General features: G+C 73.0%; 20 protein-coding genes. 3 read left to right on the top strand and 17 right to left on the bottom strand.

What is annotated here, in order from left to right:
- Positions 1-78: 78 nt before the first annotated feature.
- From cbiE to ACIP37_RS19200, 15 genes are all read right to left on the bottom strand, one after another.
- Positions 79-1344, bottom strand: a complete 1266-nt coding sequence (cbiE, locus tag ACIP37_RS19270; RefSeq protein ID WP_363583780.1) for a precorrin-6y C5,15-methyltransferase (decarboxylating) subunit CbiE — start codon at positions 1342-1344, stop codon at positions 79-81.
- A 253-nt stretch (positions 1345-1597) separates the two neighbouring features.
- Positions 1598-2239, bottom strand: coding sequence for a GNAT family N-acetyltransferase (locus tag ACIP37_RS19265; protein WP_363583782.1), 642 nt, complete (start codon positions 2237-2239; stop codon positions 1598-1600).
- A 198-nt stretch (positions 2240-2437) separates the two neighbouring features.
- Complete coding sequence (locus ACIP37_RS19260) at positions 2438-3262, bottom strand: MetQ/NlpA family ABC transporter substrate-binding protein (protein ID WP_363583784.1); 825 nt, start codon at positions 3260-3262, stop codon at positions 2438-2440.
- Positions 3263-3320: 58 nt separating this feature from the next.
- Positions 3321-4058 carry a methionine ABC transporter permease gene (locus ACIP37_RS19255; RefSeq protein ID WP_363372851.1) on the bottom strand — a complete coding sequence of 246 codons (738 nt, stop codon included), beginning with the start codon at positions 4056-4058 and terminating at the stop codon, positions 3321-3323.
- Entirely contained in the window at positions 4055-5080 is a 1026-nt protein-coding gene (locus tag ACIP37_RS19250) for an ATP-binding cassette domain-containing protein (protein WP_363583788.1), read from the bottom strand. Before ACIP37_RS19250 ends, ACIP37_RS19255 begins: the two co-directional genes overlap by 4 nt.
- Before the next feature lie 578 nt (positions 5081-5658).
- The gene (locus tag ACIP37_RS19245; RefSeq protein WP_363583790.1) at positions 5659-6162 is read right to left on the bottom strand and encodes a GNAT family N-acetyltransferase; all 504 of its coding nucleotides are present in this window, start codon (positions 6160-6162) and stop codon (positions 5659-5661) included.
- A 475-nt stretch (positions 6163-6637) separates the two neighbouring features.
- Positions 6638-6895 (bottom strand): hypothetical protein, encoded by a 258-nt coding sequence (locus ACIP37_RS19240; RefSeq protein WP_159398377.1) that lies wholly within the window; start codon positions 6893-6895, stop codon positions 6638-6640.
- Positions 6896-7002: 107 nt separating this feature from the next.
- Positions 7003-8439: an argininosuccinate lyase gene (gene argH / locus ACIP37_RS19235; protein WP_350877916.1), complete on the bottom strand. Its 1437-nt coding sequence runs from the start codon at positions 8437-8439 to the stop codon at positions 7003-7005.
- A 44-nt stretch (positions 8440-8483) separates the two neighbouring features.
- Complete coding sequence (locus ACIP37_RS19230) at positions 8484-9677, bottom strand: argininosuccinate synthase (RefSeq protein WP_400803656.1); 1194 nt, start codon at positions 9675-9677, stop codon at positions 8484-8486.
- A gap of 181 nt (positions 9678-9858) precedes the next feature.
- Positions 9859-10407 carry an arginine repressor gene (locus tag ACIP37_RS19225; RefSeq protein ID WP_063346843.1) on the bottom strand — a complete coding sequence of 183 codons (549 nt, stop codon included), beginning with the start codon at positions 10405-10407 and terminating at the stop codon, positions 9859-9861.
- A 23-nt stretch (positions 10408-10430) separates the two neighbouring features.
- A complete protein-coding gene (locus ACIP37_RS19220) occupies positions 10431-11636 on the bottom strand; it encodes an acetylornithine transaminase (protein WP_400803659.1) in 1206 nt (401 codons plus the stop codon).
- Positions 11633-12508, bottom strand: a complete 876-nt coding sequence (argB, locus tag ACIP37_RS19215) for an acetylglutamate kinase (RefSeq protein WP_350878043.1) — start codon at positions 12506-12508, stop codon at positions 11633-11635. Before argB ends, ACIP37_RS19220 begins: the two co-directional genes overlap by 4 nt.
- A 144-nt stretch (positions 12509-12652) precedes the next feature.
- Positions 12653-13807 carry a bifunctional glutamate N-acetyltransferase/amino-acid acetyltransferase ArgJ gene (gene argJ / locus ACIP37_RS19210; protein ID WP_363583959.1) on the bottom strand — a complete coding sequence of 385 codons (1155 nt, stop codon included), beginning with the start codon at positions 13805-13807 and terminating at the stop codon, positions 12653-12655.
- A gap of 14 nt (positions 13808-13821) precedes the next feature.
- The gene (gene argC, locus ACIP37_RS19205; RefSeq protein ID WP_400844139.1) at positions 13822-14850 is read right to left on the bottom strand and encodes an N-acetyl-gamma-glutamyl-phosphate reductase; all 1029 of its coding nucleotides are present in this window, start codon (positions 14848-14850) and stop codon (positions 13822-13824) included.
- Between the two features lie 162 nt (positions 14851-15012).
- Entirely contained in the window at positions 15013-16215 is a 1203-nt protein-coding gene (locus tag ACIP37_RS19200; RefSeq protein WP_363618192.1) for a methyltransferase, read from the bottom strand.
- 82 nt (positions 16216-16297) lie between these two features.
- On the opposite strand from ACIP37_RS19200, the gene ACIP37_RS19195 reads away from it, so the two are divergent.
- Positions 16298-16723, top strand: coding sequence for a VOC family protein (locus tag ACIP37_RS19195; RefSeq protein WP_063346847.1), 426 nt, complete (start codon positions 16298-16300; stop codon positions 16721-16723).
- Between the two features lie 62 nt (positions 16724-16785).
- Entirely contained in the window at positions 16786-17160 is a 375-nt protein-coding gene (locus tag ACIP37_RS19190; protein WP_063346848.1) for an RNA-binding S4 domain-containing protein, read from the top strand.
- A 31-nt stretch (positions 17161-17191) separates the two neighbouring features.
- Here the strand turns inward: ACIP37_RS19190 and ACIP37_RS19185 are convergent, their stop codons facing one another.
- On the bottom strand, positions 17192-17698 hold the full coding sequence (locus ACIP37_RS19185) for an FBP domain-containing protein (RefSeq protein WP_363583804.1): 507 nt from the start codon (positions 17696-17698) through the stop codon (positions 17192-17194).
- Between the two features lie 210 nt (positions 17699-17908).
- Positions 17909-18793 (bottom strand): SAM-dependent methyltransferase, encoded by an 885-nt coding sequence (locus ACIP37_RS19180; protein WP_363627456.1) that lies wholly within the window; start codon positions 18791-18793, stop codon positions 17909-17911.
- Positions 18794-19068: 275 nt separating this feature from the next.
- On the opposite strand from ACIP37_RS19180, the gene ACIP37_RS19175 reads away from it, so the two are divergent.
- The gene (locus ACIP37_RS19175) at positions 19069-20028 is read left to right on the top strand and encodes a polysaccharide deacetylase family protein (protein ID WP_363583808.1); all 960 of its coding nucleotides are present in this window, start codon (positions 19069-19071) and stop codon (positions 20026-20028) included.
- The last annotated feature ends 17 nt before the right edge of the window (positions 20029-20045 follow it).

Genomic DNA, 20045 nt, shown 5'->3' with positions numbered 1-20045 from the left:
CGACCCCTCAGCAGCACAGCGCGGGAGCGGAACGCGCCCGGCGGATCGGACCGAATCCACAGGACGCACCCCAGTCCTTCACGCGATCTGCTCACCCCAGAGCAGCAGCACGCCGGTACCGCCCGCCCCCAGAGCCAGCCCGCCACCGGCGCCACCGGCGACCGACAGCGGAGTGGACTGCAGCAGCGCACCGTCCGCCCGGTAGCCGGCCTCGGCGATCGCCCGGTGGATCTGCTCCCCCTCGGCGAGGGTCCGGGGCACCGCGACGAACCGCTCCGGACGGCGGGCCAGCACCGCGCGCACCACGTCGAGGCCGACGGACTCCACCACCGCCACGTCCGGCTCGGGCAGGCCGCCCAGCACCTCGGGGCCCTGCCCGTGCACGGTCTCCACCTCGACGCCGTACCGGCGCGCGTTCACCGCCAGCCGGGCGCAGGCCGAGCGGGACGCCTCGACCGCGACCACGGCGGCGCCGAAGCGGGCCGCCTCCACCGCGAGGGCGCCGCTGCCCGCGCCGACCGACCAGACCAGGTCCCCCGGACGAGCACCCAGACGGGCCAGCACCAGGGCGCGCACGTGCGCGGGGAGCACCTCCGATGCGCCGGGCTCGTCCCCCGCGCGCCCGGCGCCCGCGTAGGCGTCACCGGGGAGCGCCCAGCCGCGATCCGCGCCGGGGAAGCCGACCGGGCGCCCGGCCAGCCAGCCGGCCTCCGTGTCGACCCCGCCGGCCTGGGGACCGCCGTGACCGCCGATCACCAGCACCACGTTGGGGTCGCGCCACACGTGGTCGGCGATCCGGTCGGAGGTGAGGACGGTGACGTCCTCGTCCGGGGTGCCGAGGGCCTCGCAGACCACGAAGGTCCGGTGCACCCCGCGCAGCATGAGGGCCAGTTCGCTCGGACCGGCGCCGGGCGCGGTCAGCACCGCGACCTTGGGGTGGGCCCGGCAGATGTTGGCCGCGCGGCGCAGCCGTCCGCCGTGGGCGCTGACCACCTGGGCGTCCTCCCAGGGCATACCGGCCCGGGCGAAAGCGGCGGCGACCGAGGAGACCGCGGGCAGGACCTCCAGTTCGAGGCCGTACTCGGGGCGGCGCAGCGCGCGCACGACGCCGAAGAAGCCCGGGTCGCCCTCGGCGACCACGACGGCGGCGCCGCGGTGCTCGGCGATCCGCCGGGCGGCCTGCCGGACGTTGCCGAGGGTGATCCGCTCGGCGGCGTCCGGCACCGGGAGGGCGTTCAGTTGGTAGGGGGCGCCGGCCACCAGGGTCGCTGCGGCGAGGGCCGCGCCGGCGGCCTCGGTCAGCGGCGTGCCGTCCCACCCGATGACCGTGATCCGGTCAGCCATCTGCGGCCGTTCTCCCTCGACTCGGTGCGCGGACCGGCCTGCGACCCGGGGTGTCCCTGTGGTGTCACCCGGTGTGCGACTCGGTGCGCCGACAAACCGCGCCGGTGTGCGGCGCCGGAGCAGAGGCTACCGGGTGTGATCCCCTCGGCGCCGACATCTCGTACACATGTCCGTGACGAGCCGGTGGCGGATCAGCGGCACGAACGGCTCGGGCAGCACGGGCGGCACGGGTGGCACGCGTGATCGGGGCGGCTCAGTCGCGCAGCACGTAGCGGTGGTCGCCGTGCCAGCCGGTCCGCTGCGGCTCGGGCTCGGGCGCGTCCAGGTCCTCCGGGAGCAGGCTCCACAGGATGAGGTCGCTGCGGCTCTCCACGACGGCCTCACTGGACTCACCCCGGACTATCCAGGCGCTGCGCAGCACGCCCTCGCTGATGCCGCCGATCTTCTGGGCGACCTGCTGGGCGGCGGTGTTCCCGGCGGCGGTGCGCAGCTCCAGGCGCAGGAAGTCGCGGTCTTCGAACAGCCACTGGCTGACGCCGAGGACGGCCTCGGGCGCGTAGCCCTCGCCGCGGGCCCAGGAGGCGGTGACGTAGGAGATCTCGGTGCTGCGCAGGCGCCAGTCGGTGTTGCGCAGTTCGACCAGGCCGACCAGGCGCTGGGTGAGGTGCTCGGTGACGGCGAAGACGATGCCGCGGCCGGCGGCCCGGTGGGCGGGGGCGAGGGTGCGGGCGAGTTCGGTCGCGTACGCCTCGGTGAAGGGGTGCGGCAGATCGGTCCAGGCCAGGACGAGTTCGTCCGCCATCATCGTGGCCAGGCCGGGCGCGTCGTCCTCCGCAAGGGGCCGCAGCAGAAGCCGTTCGGTGCTGATGGCGGTCTCGGGGAAGCTCGCTGCCATGCCGTCTCTCCTCGCCGGGTCGTGAACACAACACCGTACGCCCCCGCCGTGCCCCGGGTGTCACGCGGTGCGCCGCCCGCACGACGGTACGTCAGAACGCCGCCGACCAGGGCTCCCCGGGTGCATCCTGCCCGACCGGGCCCCCGCCGAGGTGCGGCGGGGGCCCGGTCGGGGTCAGGGCATGGATCGGACCGCGGCTCAGAAGGCCGGGATGACCGAGCCCTGGAAGGTGTCGTCGATGTACTTCTTGACCTCGTCGGAGTGCAGCAGCTCGGCCAGCTTCTTCACGCGCGGGTCGTTCTCCTTGCCCTTCTTCACGGCGAGGATGTTGGCGTACGGGTTGCCCTCGGCCTTCTCCAGCACCAGCGCGTCGGTGGCGGGCTTCAGGCCGGAGTCGAGCGCGTAGTTGCCGTTGATGACGGCGGCGTCGAGGTCGGCGATGGAGCGGGGCAGCTGGGCGGCCTCCAGCTCCTTCCACTTGAGGTTCTTCGGGTTGCCCGTCACGTCGGCCGGGGTGGCGGCGGTGGTGACGCCGTCCTTCAGCGTGATGAGCTTGTTGTCGGCGAGCAGCTTGAGCGCGCGGCCCTCGTTGGTGGCGTCGTTGGGCAGGCCGACGGTGGCGCCGTCCGGCAGGTCGGCGATCGACTTGACCTTCTTGGAGTAGACGCCGAGCGGCTCCAGGTGCACGGGCTCGACCGAGACGATGTCGGTGCCGTGCTTCTTGTTGAAGTCCTCCAGGTACGGGACGTGCTGGAAGTAGTTGGCGTCGGCCGAACCGTCCTGCACCGCCGTGTTGGGGGTCACGTAGTCGGTGACCTCCTTGATGTCGAGCTTGAGGCCCGCCTTGGCCGCGAGGTTGTCCTTGACGAACTTGAGGATCTGCCCGTGCGGGGTGGGGCTGGCGATGACCTTGAGCGGCGCGTTCGGGTCCGAGGAGGAGGACCCGGAGCTGCCGCACGCGGCCAGCGAGAGGGCGATGCCGGCGGTGGCGAGGATGCTGGTGAACTTCAGGGCGTTGCGCACGAAAAGTGCCTTTCTGCGTGATACGGGGAGCCGTGGTCCGGTGTCGGACCCGGGAGGTCTAGGGGGCGACGAGGTCCTCGTCGGGGGCGGCCGGCCCGGCCGGGGTGCGGCCCAGCAGGCGGGTCCGGCCGCCGGTGCCGCCGCGGTTGGCGAGGCGCCGGACGGCGAAGTCGCCGATCAGCTGGACGGCGGTGACGAGGATCACCAGCTCGGCCACGATGACCCACATGAAGGCCGTCTCGAAGCGCTGGTAGCCGTAGTTGACGGCGAGCGTGCCGAGGCCGCCGCCGCCGACCGTGCCGGCCATCGCGGAGTAGCTGATCAGCGTGATGATCGTGGTGGTCACCGAGGCGGCGATGCCGGGCAGCGCCTCCGGGAGCAGCGTCTTGCGGACGATCGTCCAGGTGCTGCCGCCCATCGCCTGGACGGCCTCGACCAGGCCGCGGTCGACCTCGCGGACGGAGGTCTCGACCAGGCGGGCGAAGAACGGGATGGCGCCGATGGTGAGCGGCACGGTCGCCGCCTGCCAGCCGATGGAGGTGCCGACCAGCCAGCGGGTGAAGGAGATCAGCGCGATCATCAGGATGATGAACGGCACCGAGCGGGCGATGTTCACCACGAAGGCGATCGACTTGTTGACGGCCCGGTTGGCCAGCAGCCCGCCCTTGTCGGTCAGCACCAGCAGGATGCCCAGCGGCAGGCCGAGCAGCACGGTGACGGCCGTGGAGACGCCGACCATCTGGAAGGTCTCCTGCGTGGCGGGCCCCATCAGGGCCCACATCTGGTCCCAGGTCATGCCACCGCTCCGTCCGCCGTGCCCAGTACGTCCACCTGTAGGCCCTGCTCGCGCAGGTAGCCGATCGGCACCACGTTGTCCTGGTGGCCGCCGGAGAGCTCGACCCGCATCCGGCCGACCATCCGGCCGGCGATGGTCTCCACCGCGGCGCCGAGGATGTTGATGTCGATCTGGTAGGTGCGGGCCAGCTGGGAGACGAAGGGCTGGGCCGAGGAGTCGCCCTGGAAGGTGATCTCCAGCACGGTCGAGCCGGGGTGGCCGGTGCCGAACTCGCTGAGCGGGAACAGCTCGCGGGCCAGCTCGGAGCCGGGCTCGGCCAGCAGGTCGGTCAGCCGGCCGGACTCGACCACCCGGCCGCCGCGCATCAGGGCCGCGGAGTCGCAGACGGACTTGATGACGTCCATCTCGTGGGTGATCAGCAGGACGGTGAGGCCGAGCTGCTGGTTGAGGTCGCGCAGCAGCTTGAGGATCGAACGGGTGGTCTCCGGGTCGAGCGCCGAGGTGGCCTCGTCGGAGAGCAGCACCTTGGGGTCGCCGGCCAGGGCCCGGGCGATGCCGACGCGCTGCTTCTGGCCGCCGGAGAGCTGGTTGGGGTAGCTGCGGGCCTTGTCACCGAGGCCGACCAGGTCGAGCAGTTCGGCGGCCTTGCGGCGGCGCTGGGTGCGGTCCAGCCCGATGATCTCCAGCGGGAGCTCGACGTTCTGCTGGACGGTCCGCGAGGAGAGCAGGTTGAAGTGCTGGAAGACCATGCCGATCCGGCGCCGCGCCTCCCGCAGCTCCCGGCCGGCCCGGTTCTCGCCGCCGGACAGCGCGGTCAGCTCGACCCCGTCCACCGTGACGGTGCCGGAGGTCGGACGCTCCAGCATGTTCACGCAGCGGATGAGCGTGGACTTGCCGGCGCCGCTGGTGCCGACGACTCCGTAGACCTCGCCAGGGCGGACGTGCAGGTCGACGCCGGCGAGGGCGCTCACCTCGCGGCCTCGGGAGCGGTAGACCTTCGTGAGGTCCGTGGTGGTGATCACAGCTGCTTCCGTGGGTCGGGGGCGGGCGGCGGGCGGCCGCCCGACCGGGGTGCGGTCGGCGACGTGCACGGCGCTTCGCCAGGGGGATCCGGACCTGCCACCTCTTGATCGTGGCCGCTGAGCGGCCGGGCCGCGCGACGGCGTGGCCCTTACGAGTCATCGGGCACGAGTCACGGGCACGAGTCGTCGTGGACGACCACCCGCCCATGGGCGGGCAGGCGGGAGAAGGGGTGTGGCAGGCTGGGCGCGCTCGCACGGACGGGAACGACGCCGGGTCTCGCTTCGGGGCGCGAGGTGGGGGCACCCTCAACCGGGTGCCGGGGGCGGTGGCCCTCAGCGGTGACACATTCGACGGCACATGGCGCGCTCACCTGCCGGCAGGGTGCCGGTGGGGGTCCATTTCGTCGTCGCAGTCATGTGAGCCAGTAAATCAGATGGGTCGATTTGGACCCAATTACTTGGATGTGATGTCCGCAATGCGGACACCCGACGCCGCCACCAGCGACGATGCGGCTCGGCGCCGCCACCGGAGTGTCCGGATGGTGGCGGCGCCGTGCGGGCCGGAACGGGCGGAGGGCTCAGGCGGTCGCGGCGAGCGACACCACGGCGGGCTTCTCCAGGTGTACCAGGCTGAGCCGGTCGGTGACCTGCTCGACCGCGGACTGCCGGTAGCCCAGGCGGGTGTACAGCCGCAGGTTGCCGAGGCTGCGGTGGCCGGTGAACAGGCGGTAGGAGGTCACCGGACGGCCGTCCTCGGCGAGGCGGCGCTCCAGCGCGTCCAGCAGCCGGCCGCCCAGGCCGTGCCGCTGCATCCTCGGGTGGACGACCAGGCGCCCTATCCGGCCGACGCCCTCGGCGTCGACGTGACCTCGGATGGTGCCGACCACCTCGTCGCCCAGCCGGGCGACCAGGACGTACTGCCCGGACAGTTCGGCGCGCAGGCTCTCCAGGCTCTGCGTCAGGGGCTCGATCGCCCAGTCGCCGTACAGCTCTGCCTCGGGCTGGTAGCCGAGGTACTGGAGCTTGAGGATCTGCTCCGCGTCCTCGGCGTCCGCCGCCGAGATGATCACGCTCATGCCCATGTGCTGGGGCCTCCCCATCGTCGTGCCCGGCGCGCAAACGTGAGGGTGACGCACCGGATGCCCTGCCGGAGATGTCCCGGCCGGGGATCTGCCCTGACCGGGGGTGGCGCACGAACGTACCAGCCGCGCGGCCCGGAAGTGACCGGGTCGACGGCGACGCGCTCACGCTCAGTATCCGAGTGATCGCGGCACCGTCAAGAGCTACGTTCGCCAGCGCTCTACCCGTGTGTCAGCTGCTCTCAACCTTCGGGGCGTTCGACGTGGCGAGGGTCACGCGGGGGCGGGGCGGGTGGTGGGGCCGGTGGCGGGCGCCGCGCGCGGGGCGTGGCCGGGGGCGGCGACGGCTCGACGTGGCGAGGGTCACGGGGGGGGCGGCGGGCGACGGCGGCGGGCGGGCGTGCGGAACGTCACTCGGGCGGAGCCGCCTCCGGGGTGATCTGCATGCGGAGCGTCACCGGCCGCTCGCGGGTACCCCTCACGGGTACCGCTCGGCGTGGAGGAGGATCCGCAGGCAGGCGAGGCAGCGGGAGCGGGTGGGCCCGATCGAGCCGCGCGGCATGCCGAGGCGTTCGGAGAGCTCCCGGTAGGTCGGCGGTGGATCCTCGGCGAGGGCGGCGACCAGCTCGGGGCAGCGGCCCGGCAGGCCGGCCACGGTCTCGCGGACCACGCGGCGGCGGCGTTCGGCGAGGAAGACGTCCTCGGCGGAGGGGACGGGCGGAAGGGTTGTGCACACACCGTGCATGACGGGCCGAGACGGGCCGGGTTACGCCTGACCGGGGGTGCGGACGCCGGAGGGGCGCGACGGTCGGACCGTCGCGCCCCTCCCCCGCAGACCGGTGGTCAGCCCTGGATCCACTCCTGCTGCCGCGCCAGGTCCGCCTTCACCTCGGCGAGCTGGACCGCCACCGCCGACGGCGCGGTGCCGCCGCGCCCGTTGCGGGAGGCGATGGCGCCGTGCACACTGAGCACCGACCGCACCTCGGGCGTCAGGTGCACCGAGATCGCCGCGAACTGCTCGTCCGTCAGGTCGGACAGCTCGATGCCCTCGGCCTCGCAGACCTTGACGCAGGCGCCGGCCACCTCGTGCGCGACCCGGAACGGCACGCCCTGCTTGACCAGCCACTCGGCGATGTCGGTGGCGAGCGAGAAGCCGGCCGGGGCCAGCTCCTCCAGCCGCTCCCGGTGCACGGTGAGGGTGGCCATCATCCCGGTGAACGCGGGCAGCAGCACCTCCAGCGTGTCGCAGGAGTCGAACACCGGCTCCTTGTCCTCCTGGAGGTCCCGGTTGTAGGCGAGCGGCAGGGCCTTGAGCGTGGCCAGCAGGCCGGTCAGGTTGCCGATCAGCCGGCCGGACTTGCCCCGGGCGAGCTCGGCGATGTCCGGGTTCTTCTTCTGCGGCATGATCGAGGAACCGGTGGAGAAGGCGTCGTGCAGCGTGATGAAGCCGAACTCCTTGGTGTTCCAGATGATCACCTCCTCCGCGATCCGGGAGAGGTTGATGCCGATCATCGCGGTCACGAACGCGAACTCGGCGACGAAGTCGCGCGAGGCCGTGCCGTCGATGGAGTTGCCGACCGAGCCGCCCTCGAAGCCGAGGTCGGCGGCGACGGCCTGCGGGTCGAGGCCGAGCGAGGAGCCGGCCAGCGCCCCGGAGCCGTACGGGGAGACGGCGGTGCGGGCGTCCCACTGGCGCAGCCGCTCGGCGTCCCGGCCGAGGGCCTGCACGTGCGCGAGGACGTGGTGGGCGAAGAGGACGGGCTGGGCGTGCTGGAGGTGGGTGCGGCCCGGCATCGCGGTGTCCGGGTGCGCCTCGGCGAGGCCGACCAGGGCGTGCTGGAGGTCGAGCACCAGGGCGCCGATGGTCCTGGCGTGGTCCCGCAGGTACATCCGGAACAGGGTGGCGATCTGGTCGTTGCGCGAGCGCCCGGCCCGCAGCTTCCCGCCGAGGTCGGCGCCGAGGCGCTCCAGCAGGCCACGCTCCAGGGCGGTGTGCACGTCCTCGTCGGCGACGGTCCCGGTGAAGGTGCCCGCCTGGACGTCGGCGAGCAGCTGGTCGAGGCCGGCCAGCATCGCGGCGAGCTCGTCCTCGGAGAGCAGGCCGGCCTTGTGCAGGACCCGGGCGTGGGCCTTGGAGCCGGCGATGTCGTACGGCGCGAGGCGCCAGTCGAAGTGGACCGAGGCGGAGAGCCTGGCCAGCGCCTCGGACGGGCCGTCGGCGAAGCGCGCGCCCCAGAGGCGGACGTCGGCGGTCTGGTCTGCGTGCTGGTCGGCGGACATCGCGTGGGCTCCTGACGGGGAAGGGGGGTGGGGACGGGAGGGGATCAGGCGAGGTCGCGGCGGGCGGCGAGCTTCGAGGACATCCCGAAGATCTCGATGAAGCCCTTGGACATCGACTGGTCGAAGGTGTCGCCGGTGTCGTAGGTGGCGAGGTTGAAGTCGTACAGCGACTGGTCGGACCTGCGGCCGTTGACCACGGCCCGGCCGCCGTGCAGGACCATCCGGATCTCGCCGGAGACGTGCTGGTTGGCCTCGTTCACGAAGCCGTCCAGCGCGCGCTTGAGCGGGGAGAACCAGAGGCCGTCGTAGACGAGTTCGGCCCAGCGCTGCTCCACCTGCCGCTTGTAGCGGGCGAGTTCGCGCTCGACGGTGACGTTCTCCAGGGCCTGGTGCGCGGCGATCAGGGCGATCGCGCCGGGGGCCTCGTAGATCTCCCGGGACTTGATGCCGACCAGCCGGTCCTCGACCATGTCCAGCCGGCCGACGCCCTGGGCGCCGGCCCGCTTGTTGAGCTCCTCGATGGCCTGGAGGACGGTGACCTTGCGGCCGTCGACGGCCACCGGGACGCCGGCGTCGAAGGTGATGACCACCTCGTCGGCCTCGCGCGGGGCGGCCGGGTCCTGGGTGTAGTCGTAGACGTCCTCGATCGGGGCGTTCCAGATGTCCTCCAGGAAGCCGGTCTCGACGGCCCGGCCGAAGACGTTCTGGTCGATCGAGTACGGGGACTTCTTGGTGGTGGCGATCGGCAGGCCCTTGGCCTCGGCGAAGGCGATCGCCTTGTCCCGGGTCATCGCGTAGTCGCGCACCGGGGCGATGCACTTCAGGCCGGGGGCCAGCGAGTTGATGCCGACCTCGAACCGGACCTGGTCGTTGCCCTTGCCGGTGCAGCCGTGCGCGACGGTGGTGGCGCCGTGCTTGCGGGCGGCGGCGGCCAGGTGCTTGACGATGACCGGCCGGGACAGCGCGGAGACCAGCGGGTACTGGCCCTGGTAGAGCGCGTTGGCCTTGATCGCCGGGAGGCAGTACTCGTCGGCGAACTCGTCGCGGGCGTCCGCGACCTCGGCCTCGACGGCGCCGCAGTCCAGCGCGCGCTGGCGGATCGCCTCCAGGTCCTCGCCGCCCTGGCCGACGTCGACGGCGACGGCGATGACCTCGGCGCCCGTCTCCTCGGCGATCCAGCCGATGCAGACGGAGGTGTCCAGTCCGCCCGAGTAGGCGAGTACGACGCGCTCGGCCACGGCTTTCTCCTTACAGCTCTACGTACAGGGTTTCCGTACAGGTTTACGGCGACAGGCATAAGTATGCACTAGTCCGTATGAAACACAAAACCCCGGCCGGGGAAGTCTCCACCGGTCGGGGTTTCGTGTCGTTGCGCGTCGTTGCGCGTCGTTGCGCGTCGGGGTCTCGCGTCGTCGCGCGCTACTGGGCCTTCGCCTGGGCGAGTTGCATGAGGTGGTCGGCGAGCGCCTGGCCGCCCGCCGGGTCCCGACTGATCAGCAGGACGGTGTCGTCGCCGGCGATGGTGCCGATGATCTCGAACACCTCCGCCTGGTCGATCGCCGAGGCGAGGAACTGCGCGGCCCCCGGAGGGGTGCGCAGCACCACCAGGTTGCCGGAGGCCGTCGCGGAGACCATCAGCTCGCCGGCCAGCCGGGCCATCCGGCCCTCGCTGGCCGACTCCCCCATCGGCGCGCGCGGCGTGCGGTCGCCGCCCTCCGCCGGGACGGCGTAGATCAGCGCGCCGTCCCGGTTGCGGATCTTGACCGCGCCCAGCTCGTCCAGGTCCCGGGAGAGCGTCGCCTGGGTGACCACGAGTCCGTCGTCGGCGAGCAGCTTGGCGAGCTGGCTCTGCGAGCGCACGGGCTGGCGGGTGAGCAGGTCCACGATCCGCCGGTGCCGCGCGGTGCGGGTCTGCGGCACCTGCGGCGACGGGCCTGCGGCGGACGGGCCGGAGTGGGAAACGGTCATGTGGTTATTCTCCCGGACAACGGTCAGCTCGCATCGGCCGGGGCGCTCTCGCGCACCGCCCGCAGGACGCCCGGCAGAGCGGCGAGGAAGGCGTCCGCCTCCTGCTCGGTCAGTACCAGCGGCGGGGCCAGCCGGACGGCGTCCGGGACGGCCGCGTTGACCAGGAAGCCCGCCTCCTGCGCGGCGGCCTGCACCCGTGCCGACACCGGCTCGGTGAGCACGATGCCGAGCAGCAGTCCGGCGCCGCGCACGTGCGAGACCAGCGGGTCGCCGATCGCCTCGACGCCCTGGCGCAGCCGCTCGCCCAGCTTGCGGACGTGCTCCAGCAGGCCCTCGGACTCGATGGTGTCCAGCACCGCGAGCCCGGCCGCCGCGGCCACCGGGTTGCCGCCGAAGGTGGTGCCGTGCTGGCCCGGGGTGAGCAGTTCGGCGGCCTCGCCGAAGGCCAGCACCGCGCCCATCGGCAGCCCGCCGCCGAGCGCCTTGGCGAGGGTGACGACGTCCGGCTCGACGCCCTCGACGGCCTGGTGGGCGTACCAGTACCCGGTGCGGCCGACGCCGGTCTGGATCTCGTCCAGGACCAGCAGGGTACCCGTGGCCCGGGTGATCTCGCGGGCCGCCCTCAGGTAGCCCTCGGGCAGCGGGATGGCGCCGTTCTCGCCCTGGATCGGCTCCAGGAAGACCGCCGCGGTCTCGGTGGTGACGGCCGCGCGCAGCGCCTCGACGTCGCCGAACGGGACGTGCGTGACGTCGCCGGGCAGCGGGCGGAACGGCTCCTGCTTGGCCGACTGGCCGGTGAGCGCGAGGGCGCCCATCGTCCGGCCGTGGAAGGCGCCCTGGAGGGCGACCAGGTGGGTGCGGCCGGTCCGGCGGCTGATCTTGAACGCGGCCTCGTTGGCCTCGGCGCCGGAGTTGCAGAAGAACACCCGGCCGCCCTCCCGGCCGTCCAGCCGCAGCAGCCGCTCGGCGAGGGCGATGGTCGGCTCGGCCATGAAGAGGTTGGAGACGTGGCCCAGGGTGGCGATCTGCCGGCTGACCGCCTCGACGACCGCCGGGTGGGCGGTGCCGAGCGCGTTGACGGCGATGCCGCCGAGCAGGTCGGTGTACTCCTTGCCGTCGGCGTCCCAGAGCTTGGCGCCCGCACCGCGCACCAGCGCGATCCGCGGGGTGCCGTAGTTGTCGGTGAAGGTGTGCTGCCACCGGCCGGTCAGTTGCTCGTTCGCGGTCATGCCAGTCCCCCGGTCACGGTCTGTTCGTCGTCCGGCACGACCATCGTGCCGATGCCCTCGTCGGTGAAGATCTCCAGCAGCAGGCTGTGCTGCACCCGGCCATCCAGGACGCGGGCGGTGCCCACCCCGGAGCGGACGGCGCGCAGGCAGCCCTCCATCTTGGGGAGCATGCCGCTGGCCAGGCTCGGCAGCAGCTCCTCCAGCTCGCTCGCGGCGAGTTGGCTGATCACGTCGTCGGAGTTTGGCCAGTCCGCGTAGAGGCCCTCGACGTCGGTCAGGACCACCAGCATCTCGGCGCCCAGCGAGACCGCGAGGGCGGCCGCGGCGGTGTCGGCGTTGATGTTGTAGACGTGGCCGTCGGCGCCGCGCGCGATCGAGGAGATGACCGGGATCCGGCCGTCGGCGATCAGCGCCTTCACCGCGCCGGCCTCGATGTTGACGATGTCGCCGACCAGGCCGATGTCGACCTGCTCGCCGTCCACCACCGCGTACCGCTTGACCGCCGTCATGGTGTGCGCGTCCTCGCCGGTCATGCCGACCGCGAACGGGCCGTGCTCGTTGAGCAGGCCGACGAGTTCGCGCTGCACCTGGCCGGCCAGCACCATCCGGACCACGTCCATGGTCTCGGGGGTGGTGACCCGCAGGCCGTTGGTGAAGCTGGACTCCAGGCCGAGGCGGTCCAGCTGGGCGCTGATCTGCGGGCCGCCGCCGTGCACCACGACGGGGTGCAGGCCGGCGTAGCGGAGGAAGACGACGTCCTGGGCGAAGGCCGACTTGAGGCTCTCGTCCACCATGGCGTTGCCACCGAACTTGATCACGACGGTCTTGCCGTGGAAGCGCTCCAGCCACGGCAGCGCCTCGATCAGCGTCATCGCCTTGGGCAACGCGGTGTTGTTGCGGGCCTGTTCGCCCTTGGGTGCGATCTTCACGGGTGTCCCTCGTCCGAACGGGTGTCGCGCATCGGGTGTCGCGGATCAGGTGGCGCGCATCGGGTGGCGCGCGTCACCTGTCGGGCATCAGGTCGAGTAGGCGCTGTTCTCGTGGACGTAGTCGGCGGTGAGGTCGTTGGTCCACAACGAGGCACTCTCCGTACCGGCGTTGAGGTTCGCGGTGATGACGACCTCGCGGCCGGCCATGTCCACCAGGGTGCGGTCCTCGCCGACGCTGCCGTCCTTGCAGACCCAGACGCCGTTGATGGCCACGTCCAGCCGGTCCGGGTCGAAGGCGGCGTCGGTGGTGCCGATCGCGGCCAGCACCCGGCCCCAGTTGGGGTCCTCGCCGTGGATGGCGCACTTGAGCAGGTTGTTGCGGCTGATCGTCCGGGCGACGTCGACGGCCTCCTGCTCGGTGGCGGCGCCGGTGACGTCGATCCGGATGTCCTTGCTGGCGCCCTCGGCGTCGGCGATCAGCCGGCGGGCCAGCTCGGCGCTGACGGTGCGGACCGCCTCGGCGAACTCGGCCTCGTCCGGGACGACGCCGGAGGCGGCCGAGGCCAGCAGCAGCACGGTGTCGTTGGTGGACATGCAGCCGTCGGAGTCGATCCGGTCGAAGGTGGTGCGGGTGGCGCCGCGCAGCGCGGTGTCCAGGGCGGCGGCGTCCAGGTCGGCGTCGGTGGTGATCACGACCAGCATGGTGGCCAGGCTCGGGGCGAGCATGCCCGCGCCCTTGGCCATGCCGCCGACCGTCCAGCCCGCCGGGCTGGTGACCTGGGCGGTCTTGTGCACGGTGTCGGTGGTCTTGATGGCGATCGCGGCGGCCTCGCCGCCGGTCGCGCTCAGCTCCCGGACGGCCAGCGCGACGCCGGGCAGCAGGACGTCCATCGGGAGGCGCTCGCCGATCAGGCCGGTGGAGGCGACGGCGACCTCGCCGGCGTTGAGCTCCAGCTCCCCGGCGACCTTCTCCGCGGTGGCGTGGGTGTCCTGGAAGCCGAGCGGGCCGGTGCAGGCGTTGGCGCCGCCGGAGTTGAGGACCACGGCGGACACCTGGCCGCCCTTGAGGACCTGCTCGGACCAGACGACCGGCGCGGCCTTGACGCGGTTGGCGGTGAAGACGCCGGCGGCGGCGAGCGCGGGGCCGTCGTTGACCACCAGGGCGAGGTCGGGGGTGCCGGAGGCCTTGATGCCGGCGGTCACACCGGCGGCCCGGAAGCCCTTGGCGGCCGTCACGCCCACGTTCGTACTGTTGCTCACGGTGCGACTCCGTTCACGGGAAGGCCCAGCTCCTCGGGCAGGCCCAGGGCGATGTTCATGCTCTGCACCGCGCCGCCCGCGGTGCCCTTCACGAGGTTGTCGATCGCGCTGATCGCGATGATCCGCCCGGCGGTGGCGTCCAGCGCGACCTGGACGAGGGCGGTGTTGGCGCCGTAGACGCTGCTGGTCTGCGGCCACTGCCCCTCGGGCAGCAGGTGGACGAACGGCTCGTCCGCGAACGCCCCGGCGTAGGCGGCGCGCAGGCTCTCGGCGGTCACGCCGGGCCGCGCCTTGGCGGAGCAGGTGGCGAGGATGCCGCGCGGCATCGGGACGAGGGTCGGCGTGAAGGAGACGGTGACGGGCTCGCCCGCGACCGGGGTGAGGTTCTGCACCATCTCCGGGGTGTGCCGGTGCACGCCGCCGACGCCGTACGGGCTGACGTTGCCCATGACCTCGCTGCCCAGCAGGTGGGTCTTGGCGGCCTTGCCCGCACCGGAGGTGCCGGAGGCGGCGACCACGACGGCCTCCGGCTCGGCGAGTCCGGCCGCGTACGCCGGGAACAGCGCCAGGGACACGGCCGTCGGGTAGCAGCCGGGCACGGCGATCCGGTTGCTGCTCTTCAACGCGGCCCGGTGTCCGGGGAGTTCGGGCAGGCCGTAGGGCCAGGTGCCGGCGTGCGCGGAGCCGTAGAACTGCTCCCAGTCGGTGGCGGCGCGGAGCCGGAAGTCGGCGCCGCAGTCGACCACCAGGACCTCGTCGCCGAGCGCCTCGGCGACGGCGGCGGACTGGCCGTGCGGCAGCGCCAGGAAGACCACGTCGTGGCCGGCCAGCACCTCGGGGGTGGTGGGTTCGAGGACGCGGTCGGCGAGCGGGATCAGGTGCGGCTGGAGCGCGCCCAGCCGGGTGCCCGCGTTCGAGCCGCCGGTCAGCGCCCCGATCTCCACCTCCGGGTGGCCGAGCAGCAGACGCAGCACCTCGCCGCCCGCGTATCCGCTCGCGCCGGCGACGGCGACTCGCAATGCCATGGCGTTCCTCCTTTGTTGTGGCATGAATATACGCAGTACGGAACATTCATGCAAGGAGCTGCGGTCAGGACCCCGAAGAACGCCCGAAAACCGCCCTGCGTCCGCCCGGCCGGGCCGCCACCGGCCCGCGACCGAACAGCCACCGACCGAGCGGACGCCGGACTACCGCTTGACCGCGCGCAGCACCACGAACTTGGGGTTGCCCGCCACCAGCTGGCAGTTCCCGAAGAGACGCCGCAGCTTGACGTGGTAGCCGAGATGGCGGTTGCCGACCACCCACAGTTCCCCACCCGGCCGCAGCGCCCGCCGGGAACCGGTGAACATCCGCCAGGCGGTGGCGTCCGTGGTGGCCTGGTGCGAGTGGAACGGCGGATTGTTCAGGACGAGGTCCACCGAGCCCGGGGGCGCCACCTCCGGCGCCAGCGCGTCGGCGGTCAGGAACTCCGCCCGGGCGTCCGGGCCCAGATTGGCGCGGAAGGTCTCCTCCGCCGACGCCACCGCCTGATGGGACTCGTCGACGAACACCAGCTCCGCACCCGGCCCGGCCAGCGCGGCGGCCGTGCCGACCACGCCGTTGCCGCAGCCCAGGTCGACCACCCGGGCCCCGGGCGCCGGGGTCGGCAGGTGGCCGAGGAAGAAGCGGGTGCCGATGTCGAGGCGCTCGGCGCAGAACGTGCCGGCGTGGTTGACCACCGTGCGCCCGGAGACCGCCCCGACGTCCGGCGGCAGCGCGTAGCGGTGCGGCCACGGGCTGGGGCCGGGGTCCAGCGCCGGATCCGGGGTGCAGAAGACCAGCCGGGCCTTGCGGGCGGCGAGCGAGGTGCGGGTCGGGCCGAGGATCCGCTCGAAGAGCTGGAGCGTGGAGGTGTGGATCTCGGCGACCATGCCGGCGCCGACCACCACCGTGCCCGGGTGGACGGCGGGGGCCAGCCGGTGCAGCTGGTCCTCCAGCAGGGCCAGGCTCTTGGGGACGCGCACCAGCAGGACGTCGATCCGCTCCGGCGGGGCGTCCCGGGTGGTCAGCAGTCGGGCCGGGTCGACGGTGGCGCCGGCCCGCGCCAGGTTGGCCAGGGTGGCCTGCCGGCCGAGGTGGGAGTCGACGATCTGCACCGGCTCGTGGGCGGCCAGCGCGGTGGTCAACGCGCCCCAGCGGTCGCCCAGGACGACGATCCGGCGGCCGGCCAGGTCGGTCGCGGTGCCGGCGGCGCTGTCCGCCTCGCCCGCGAGGTGGCGCAGCAGGTACTCGTCGGCCGCGTCCCAGGCCCGCAGCCGCTCACGCGGGTCCTCCGGGAAGCGGGTGAGGTCGAAGGCGCCCCACGGCGTACTGAACTGGGTCGCCGCGGCGGGCGTGATCTCGGGATTCATCGTGTTCTCAGGCTATCCGACGGCCCGACGGGGAACCGTTTCGACGGATACTGGAAGTGCCCGGCCGAGAGGGGTGAGGGCGATGGACTGGAAGCTCGAAGTCGTGGTGGTCCCGGTGTCGGACGTGGACCGCGCGAAGCTGTTCTACGAGGAGCTGGTCGGCTTCACGGTCGACCACGACACCCGGTTGCGCGACGGGGTCCGGGTCGTCCAGCTGACTCCCCCGGGTTCCACGTGCTCCATCGTGGTGGGCACCGGGGTCATCGGGGCGCCGCCCGGATCCGTGAAGGGACTGCAGCTGGTGGTACCGAACATCGACAAGGCGCACGCCGAACTCGCGGCCCGGGGCGTCGAGGTCAGCCCGGTCCAGCACTTCGAGGCGGGCAGCCGGGTGGACGGGCACGGCGAGGCCTGGAACTCCTTCGTGTTCTTCAACGACCCGGACGGCAACGGCTGGGCGGTCCAGGAGGCCCCGCAGGCGGCCCGGATGGTGCCGGAGGCGGCGTAGCGGGCGCCGAGGGCTCGGGTTCGGGCTCGGGCCGGTTCGGGCGGCTTGGGTAGGCTCCAGGGATGGCTGAACACGAGGGAAGCGTGCGGGTGGACAGCTGGATCTGGTCGGTCCGGCTCACCAAGACGCGGGCGCTGGCGGCCGCCGCCTGCCGGGCCGGGCACGTGCGGGTGAACGGCGAACGGGTCAAGCCGGCCCAGGCGCTGCGCCCCGGGGACGAGGTGCGGGTCCGCGAGGAGGGCTACGAGCGGGTCGTCGTGGTGCAGAAGCTCATCCGCAAGCGGGTCGGCGCGACGGTGGCGGCGGACTGCCTGATCGACAACAGCCCGCCACGACCGCCGCGCGAACTCGTCGCGACGGCCGGCGAGCGGGACCGGGGCGCCGGGCGCCCGACCAAGCGGGAGCGGCGCGACCTCGACCAGCTGCGCGGGCACTGATCCCACCGGCGCGCGGTGTCGGCGAGTCCCGTCAGCGCTCGGTGTCAGCGAGCACCTTGGCGAGGAAGGCCTCCAGGTTCCCCACCGTCCGGTCGATCTGCCGCTCCAGCGGCAGCGACTCGTCGGGCCTGGTCACCAGGGCGGACTTCTTCAGCCCGCGCACGTACAGCGAGCAGGCGAGGTCGGCGCAGATGTACGTGCCGACGGTGTTGCCCTCCCGCCCGGCCGCCCCGGCCCGGCGGGCGGCGAGCAGCGCGACGCCGGAGCCCGCGTGCGCGGTGATGCACAGCGAGCAGACGTTGGTCTTGGTGAGGCTGCGGCGGACCGTCGGCACCCGCAGCGTCACGCCGACCGGCTCACCGTCGTACGACGCCACCAGGTAGGCCCGGTCGGGCGCGCCCTGGTCCCGCCAGCCGAGGAAGTCCAGGTTCTCCCAGGGCAGTTCCGCCAGGCCCCGAGGGAGGTTGAGCCGACGGGCCTCGCCCTTGGAGCAGTTGACGAAGGACGCGCGGATCTCGTTCTCGCTCAGGGGTTCCATGTCGCGGAAGCTAGCACCGGCCCGCCCGCGCTGTCGTGCCAATTTCTCCCGGTACGTACCGGAGCGGGCCGCTGACGGCCCGTCGCCCACCAGGGTGCGCACCGGAGCGGGTGACGGGCTGTCAGTGGCTGAGCCTAGTGTTCGTGGTGTGCGAGGCCGGTCCCGGCGCAGGAGGGAGGCGTCGGGGCCGGACCGCCTCGCGATCCGGGGCTACCGCTTGAACGCGACGCCCGCGTAGGCGGAGACGTCCTGCCAGCCTTCGGGGAGTTCGGTGGTGGGGACGTGGCCGGGGGTGGGGCGCCAGAGCGGGAGTTGGACCAGGCCGGGGCCGGCGAACTCGAAGTCGCCGAAGAAGGGTTCGACGCCGGCGCGCGGGCGCAGCACCAGGGGGGCGCTGGCGCTGCGGTAGATGCGGGTGCCTTCGGCGGCGCTCTCCCGGGAGGCGAAGTCGGGGCTGCCGTGGGAGAGGATCAGCGCGCTGCCGGGGGCGAGCGCGTCGCGCAGGGTGCGGACGATCTGCTGGGCGCCGTCCTCGTCGCGGATGAAGTGCAGCACGGCGACGAGCATCAGCGCGACCGGCCGGGACAGGTCGACGGCGGCGAGCAGGCCCGGGTGGCCGAGGATGGTGGCCGGGTCGCGCAGGTCGGCCTCGATGACCGAGGTGTGTCCGGCGGGGTGGCCGGCCAGCAGGGCGCGGGCGTGGGTGGCGACGATCGGGTCGTTGTCGACGTACACCACCCGGGCGTCCGGGGCGACCCGCTGGGCGACCTCGCTGGTGGAGCCGACGGCCGGGATGCCGGTGCCGATGTCGACGAACTGGCGGATGCCCCGGCCGGCGGCGAACTCCACCGCGTCGCCGAGGAACTGCCGGTTGGTGCGGGCCAGCAGCGGCAGCGCGGGGTAGGCCGCTATGGCAGCCTGGGCGGCCTTGCGGTCGGCCTCGAAGTTGTCCTTGCCGCCCAGGTAGTAGTCGTACATCCGGGCGGTGTGCGGGACGCCGGTGTCGAGCTCGCTCGGCGGCTGCCAGTCGTCCGCTCTGGCCCAGTCCCAGTCGGTGCCGGTGGCCTCGCCGACGGCCGCGCTGTCCTCGTGCATCCTGTTCCGCCCCCTCTGCCGTGCTCACTGCCGGACATGGCACCGCCTCGGCACCCGGCGGGCCCGCCCGGTACCACGGGGGTGACCCCGCGTCCGGCCCGGCCACCCTCCCGTGGCGTGCGCTGCGCCGTGATCGTATCCGACGACACGCCGGTGAAACACCGGGAGTTCAGGTTTACGCAACACCCGGACGGTGGTGTGCGTGCACGTCAATGGCGGTACCGGGACGCTCCTCGGATCGCCGTGGGTGGCCACCGTCTCTATGCTGACTGCCGATGACTGCCGACCGCCGCACCGTACTGCGCACCGCCGTCCAGCTGGCCGCCCTGACCGCCGCCAGCGGGTTCCTCAGCGCGTGTGCCTCCGGCACCCCGCGCCGGGCCGACGCCGGGGTGCTCGCCGTGCACCCGGGCACCCTCGACCCGCAGCACACCACCGACCCGGCCTGGAACGGCGGCGAGGGCCCGGCCTCCCCCGTGCCGTCCGCCCCGCCGGAGCCGCAGCCCATCGGGGCCGACCCGACCGCCGGTACCGACCCGGCCACCGGCGCGGAGCCGGCCGCCGGGGCCGCGACGCCGCCGACGCCCCCGCCGACGCCTCCGACGCCGCCGGTGCTGCCGCCGCTCGCCGCCGGCACCCCGGTCGAGGTGGTGAACGGGCCGCGCACCAGCAAGTTCGTGGCGCTGACCTGCCACGGCAGCGGCGATCCGAAGCAGGCCACCGCGCTGCTGGAGGCCGCCGAGCAGCGCGGCATCAAGCTGACCGTGATGGCGGTCGGCAGCTGGCTCGACCAGCAGCCGCAGATGGCCCGCCGGATCCTGGACGCCGGCCACGAGCTGGGCAACCACACCCAGAACCACCTCGACCTCTCGACGATGACGGCCGCCCAGGTGCACGACGAGATCGCCCAGTGCGCCGAACGGCTGCAGCGGCTCACCGGCTCGATCGGCCGCTGGTTCCGCCCGTCCGCCGCGCAGTACGCCACCCGGACGGTGCGCGAGCAGGCGAAGGCGGTCGGCTACGAGCACGTGCTGTCCTTCGACGTCGACCCGCGCGACTACAACGACCCGTCGGCCGCCGAGTTGCAGCGCCGGGTGCTGAAGTCGGTGCGCGGCGGATCGGTGGTCGCCCTGCACATGGGCCACCAGTGCACGGTGGACGCGCTGCCGGGCATCCTGGACGGTCTCGCCAAGGCGGGCCTGAAGCCGGTGACCGCCAGTCAGCTGTGCGCCTGACCGCTCTTCGTGGCAGG

It is taken from the genome of Kitasatospora sp. NPDC088861 (assembly GCF_044750105.1).
Taxonomy (GTDB): Bacteria; Actinomycetota; Actinomycetes; order Streptomycetales; family Streptomycetaceae; genus Kitasatospora.
This window is presented reverse-complemented; position numbering and strand designations above follow the sequence as displayed.

What these genes read in the sequence shown, in the direction of transcription:
- cbiE (WP_363583780.1), bottom strand. Translation starts at nt 1,344, where the DNA reads ATGGCTGACCGGATCACGGTCATCGGGTGGGACGGCACGCCGCTGACC.
- ACIP37_RS19265 (WP_363583782.1), bottom strand. Translation starts at nt 2,239, where the DNA reads ATGGCAGCGAGCTTCCCCGAGACCGCCATCAGCACCGAACGGCTTCTG.
- ACIP37_RS19255 (WP_363372851.1), bottom strand. Translation starts at nt 4,058, where the DNA reads ATGACCTGGGACCAGATGTGGGCCCTGATGGGGCCCGCCACGCAGGAG.
- ACIP37_RS19245 (WP_363583790.1), bottom strand. Translation starts at nt 6,162, where the DNA reads ATGGGCATGAGCGTGATCATCTCGGCGGCGGACGCCGAGGACGCGGAG.
- argH (WP_350877916.1), bottom strand. Translation starts at nt 8,439, where the DNA reads ATGTCCGCCGACCAGCACGCAGACCAGACCGCCGACGTCCGCCTCTGG.
- ACIP37_RS19225 (WP_063346843.1), bottom strand. Translation starts at nt 10,407, where the DNA reads ATGACCGTTTCCCACTCCGGCCCGTCCGCCGCAGGCCCGTCGCCGCAG.
- ACIP37_RS19220 (WP_400803659.1), bottom strand. Translation starts at nt 11,636, where the DNA reads ATGACCGCGAACGAGCAACTGACCGGCCGGTGGCAGCACACCTTCACC.
- argB (WP_350878043.1), bottom strand. Translation starts at nt 12,508, where the DNA reads ATGACGCTGATCGAGGCGCTGCCGTGGCTGGAGCGCTTCCACGGCAAG.
- argC (WP_400844139.1), bottom strand. Translation starts at nt 14,850, where the DNA reads ATGGCATTGCGAGTCGCCGTCGCCGGCGCGAGCGGATACGCGGGCGGC.
- ACIP37_RS19200 (WP_363618192.1), bottom strand. Translation starts at nt 16,215, where the DNA reads ATGAATCCCGAGATCACGCCCGCCGCGGCGACCCAGTTCAGTACGCCG.
- ACIP37_RS19195 (WP_063346847.1), top strand. Translation starts at nt 16,298, where the DNA reads ATGGACTGGAAGCTCGAAGTCGTGGTGGTCCCGGTGTCGGACGTGGAC.
- ACIP37_RS19190 (WP_063346848.1), top strand. Translation starts at nt 16,786, where the DNA reads ATGGCTGAACACGAGGGAAGCGTGCGGGTGGACAGCTGGATCTGGTCG.
- ACIP37_RS19185 (WP_363583804.1), bottom strand. Translation starts at nt 17,698, where the DNA reads ATGGAACCCCTGAGCGAGAACGAGATCCGCGCGTCCTTCGTCAACTGC.
- ACIP37_RS19180 (WP_363627456.1), bottom strand. Translation starts at nt 18,793, where the DNA reads ATGCACGAGGACAGCGCGGCCGTCGGCGAGGCCACCGGCACCGACTGG.
- ACIP37_RS19175 (WP_363583808.1), top strand. Translation starts at nt 19,069, where the DNA reads ATGACTGCCGACCGCCGCACCGTACTGCGCACCGCCGTCCAGCTGGCC.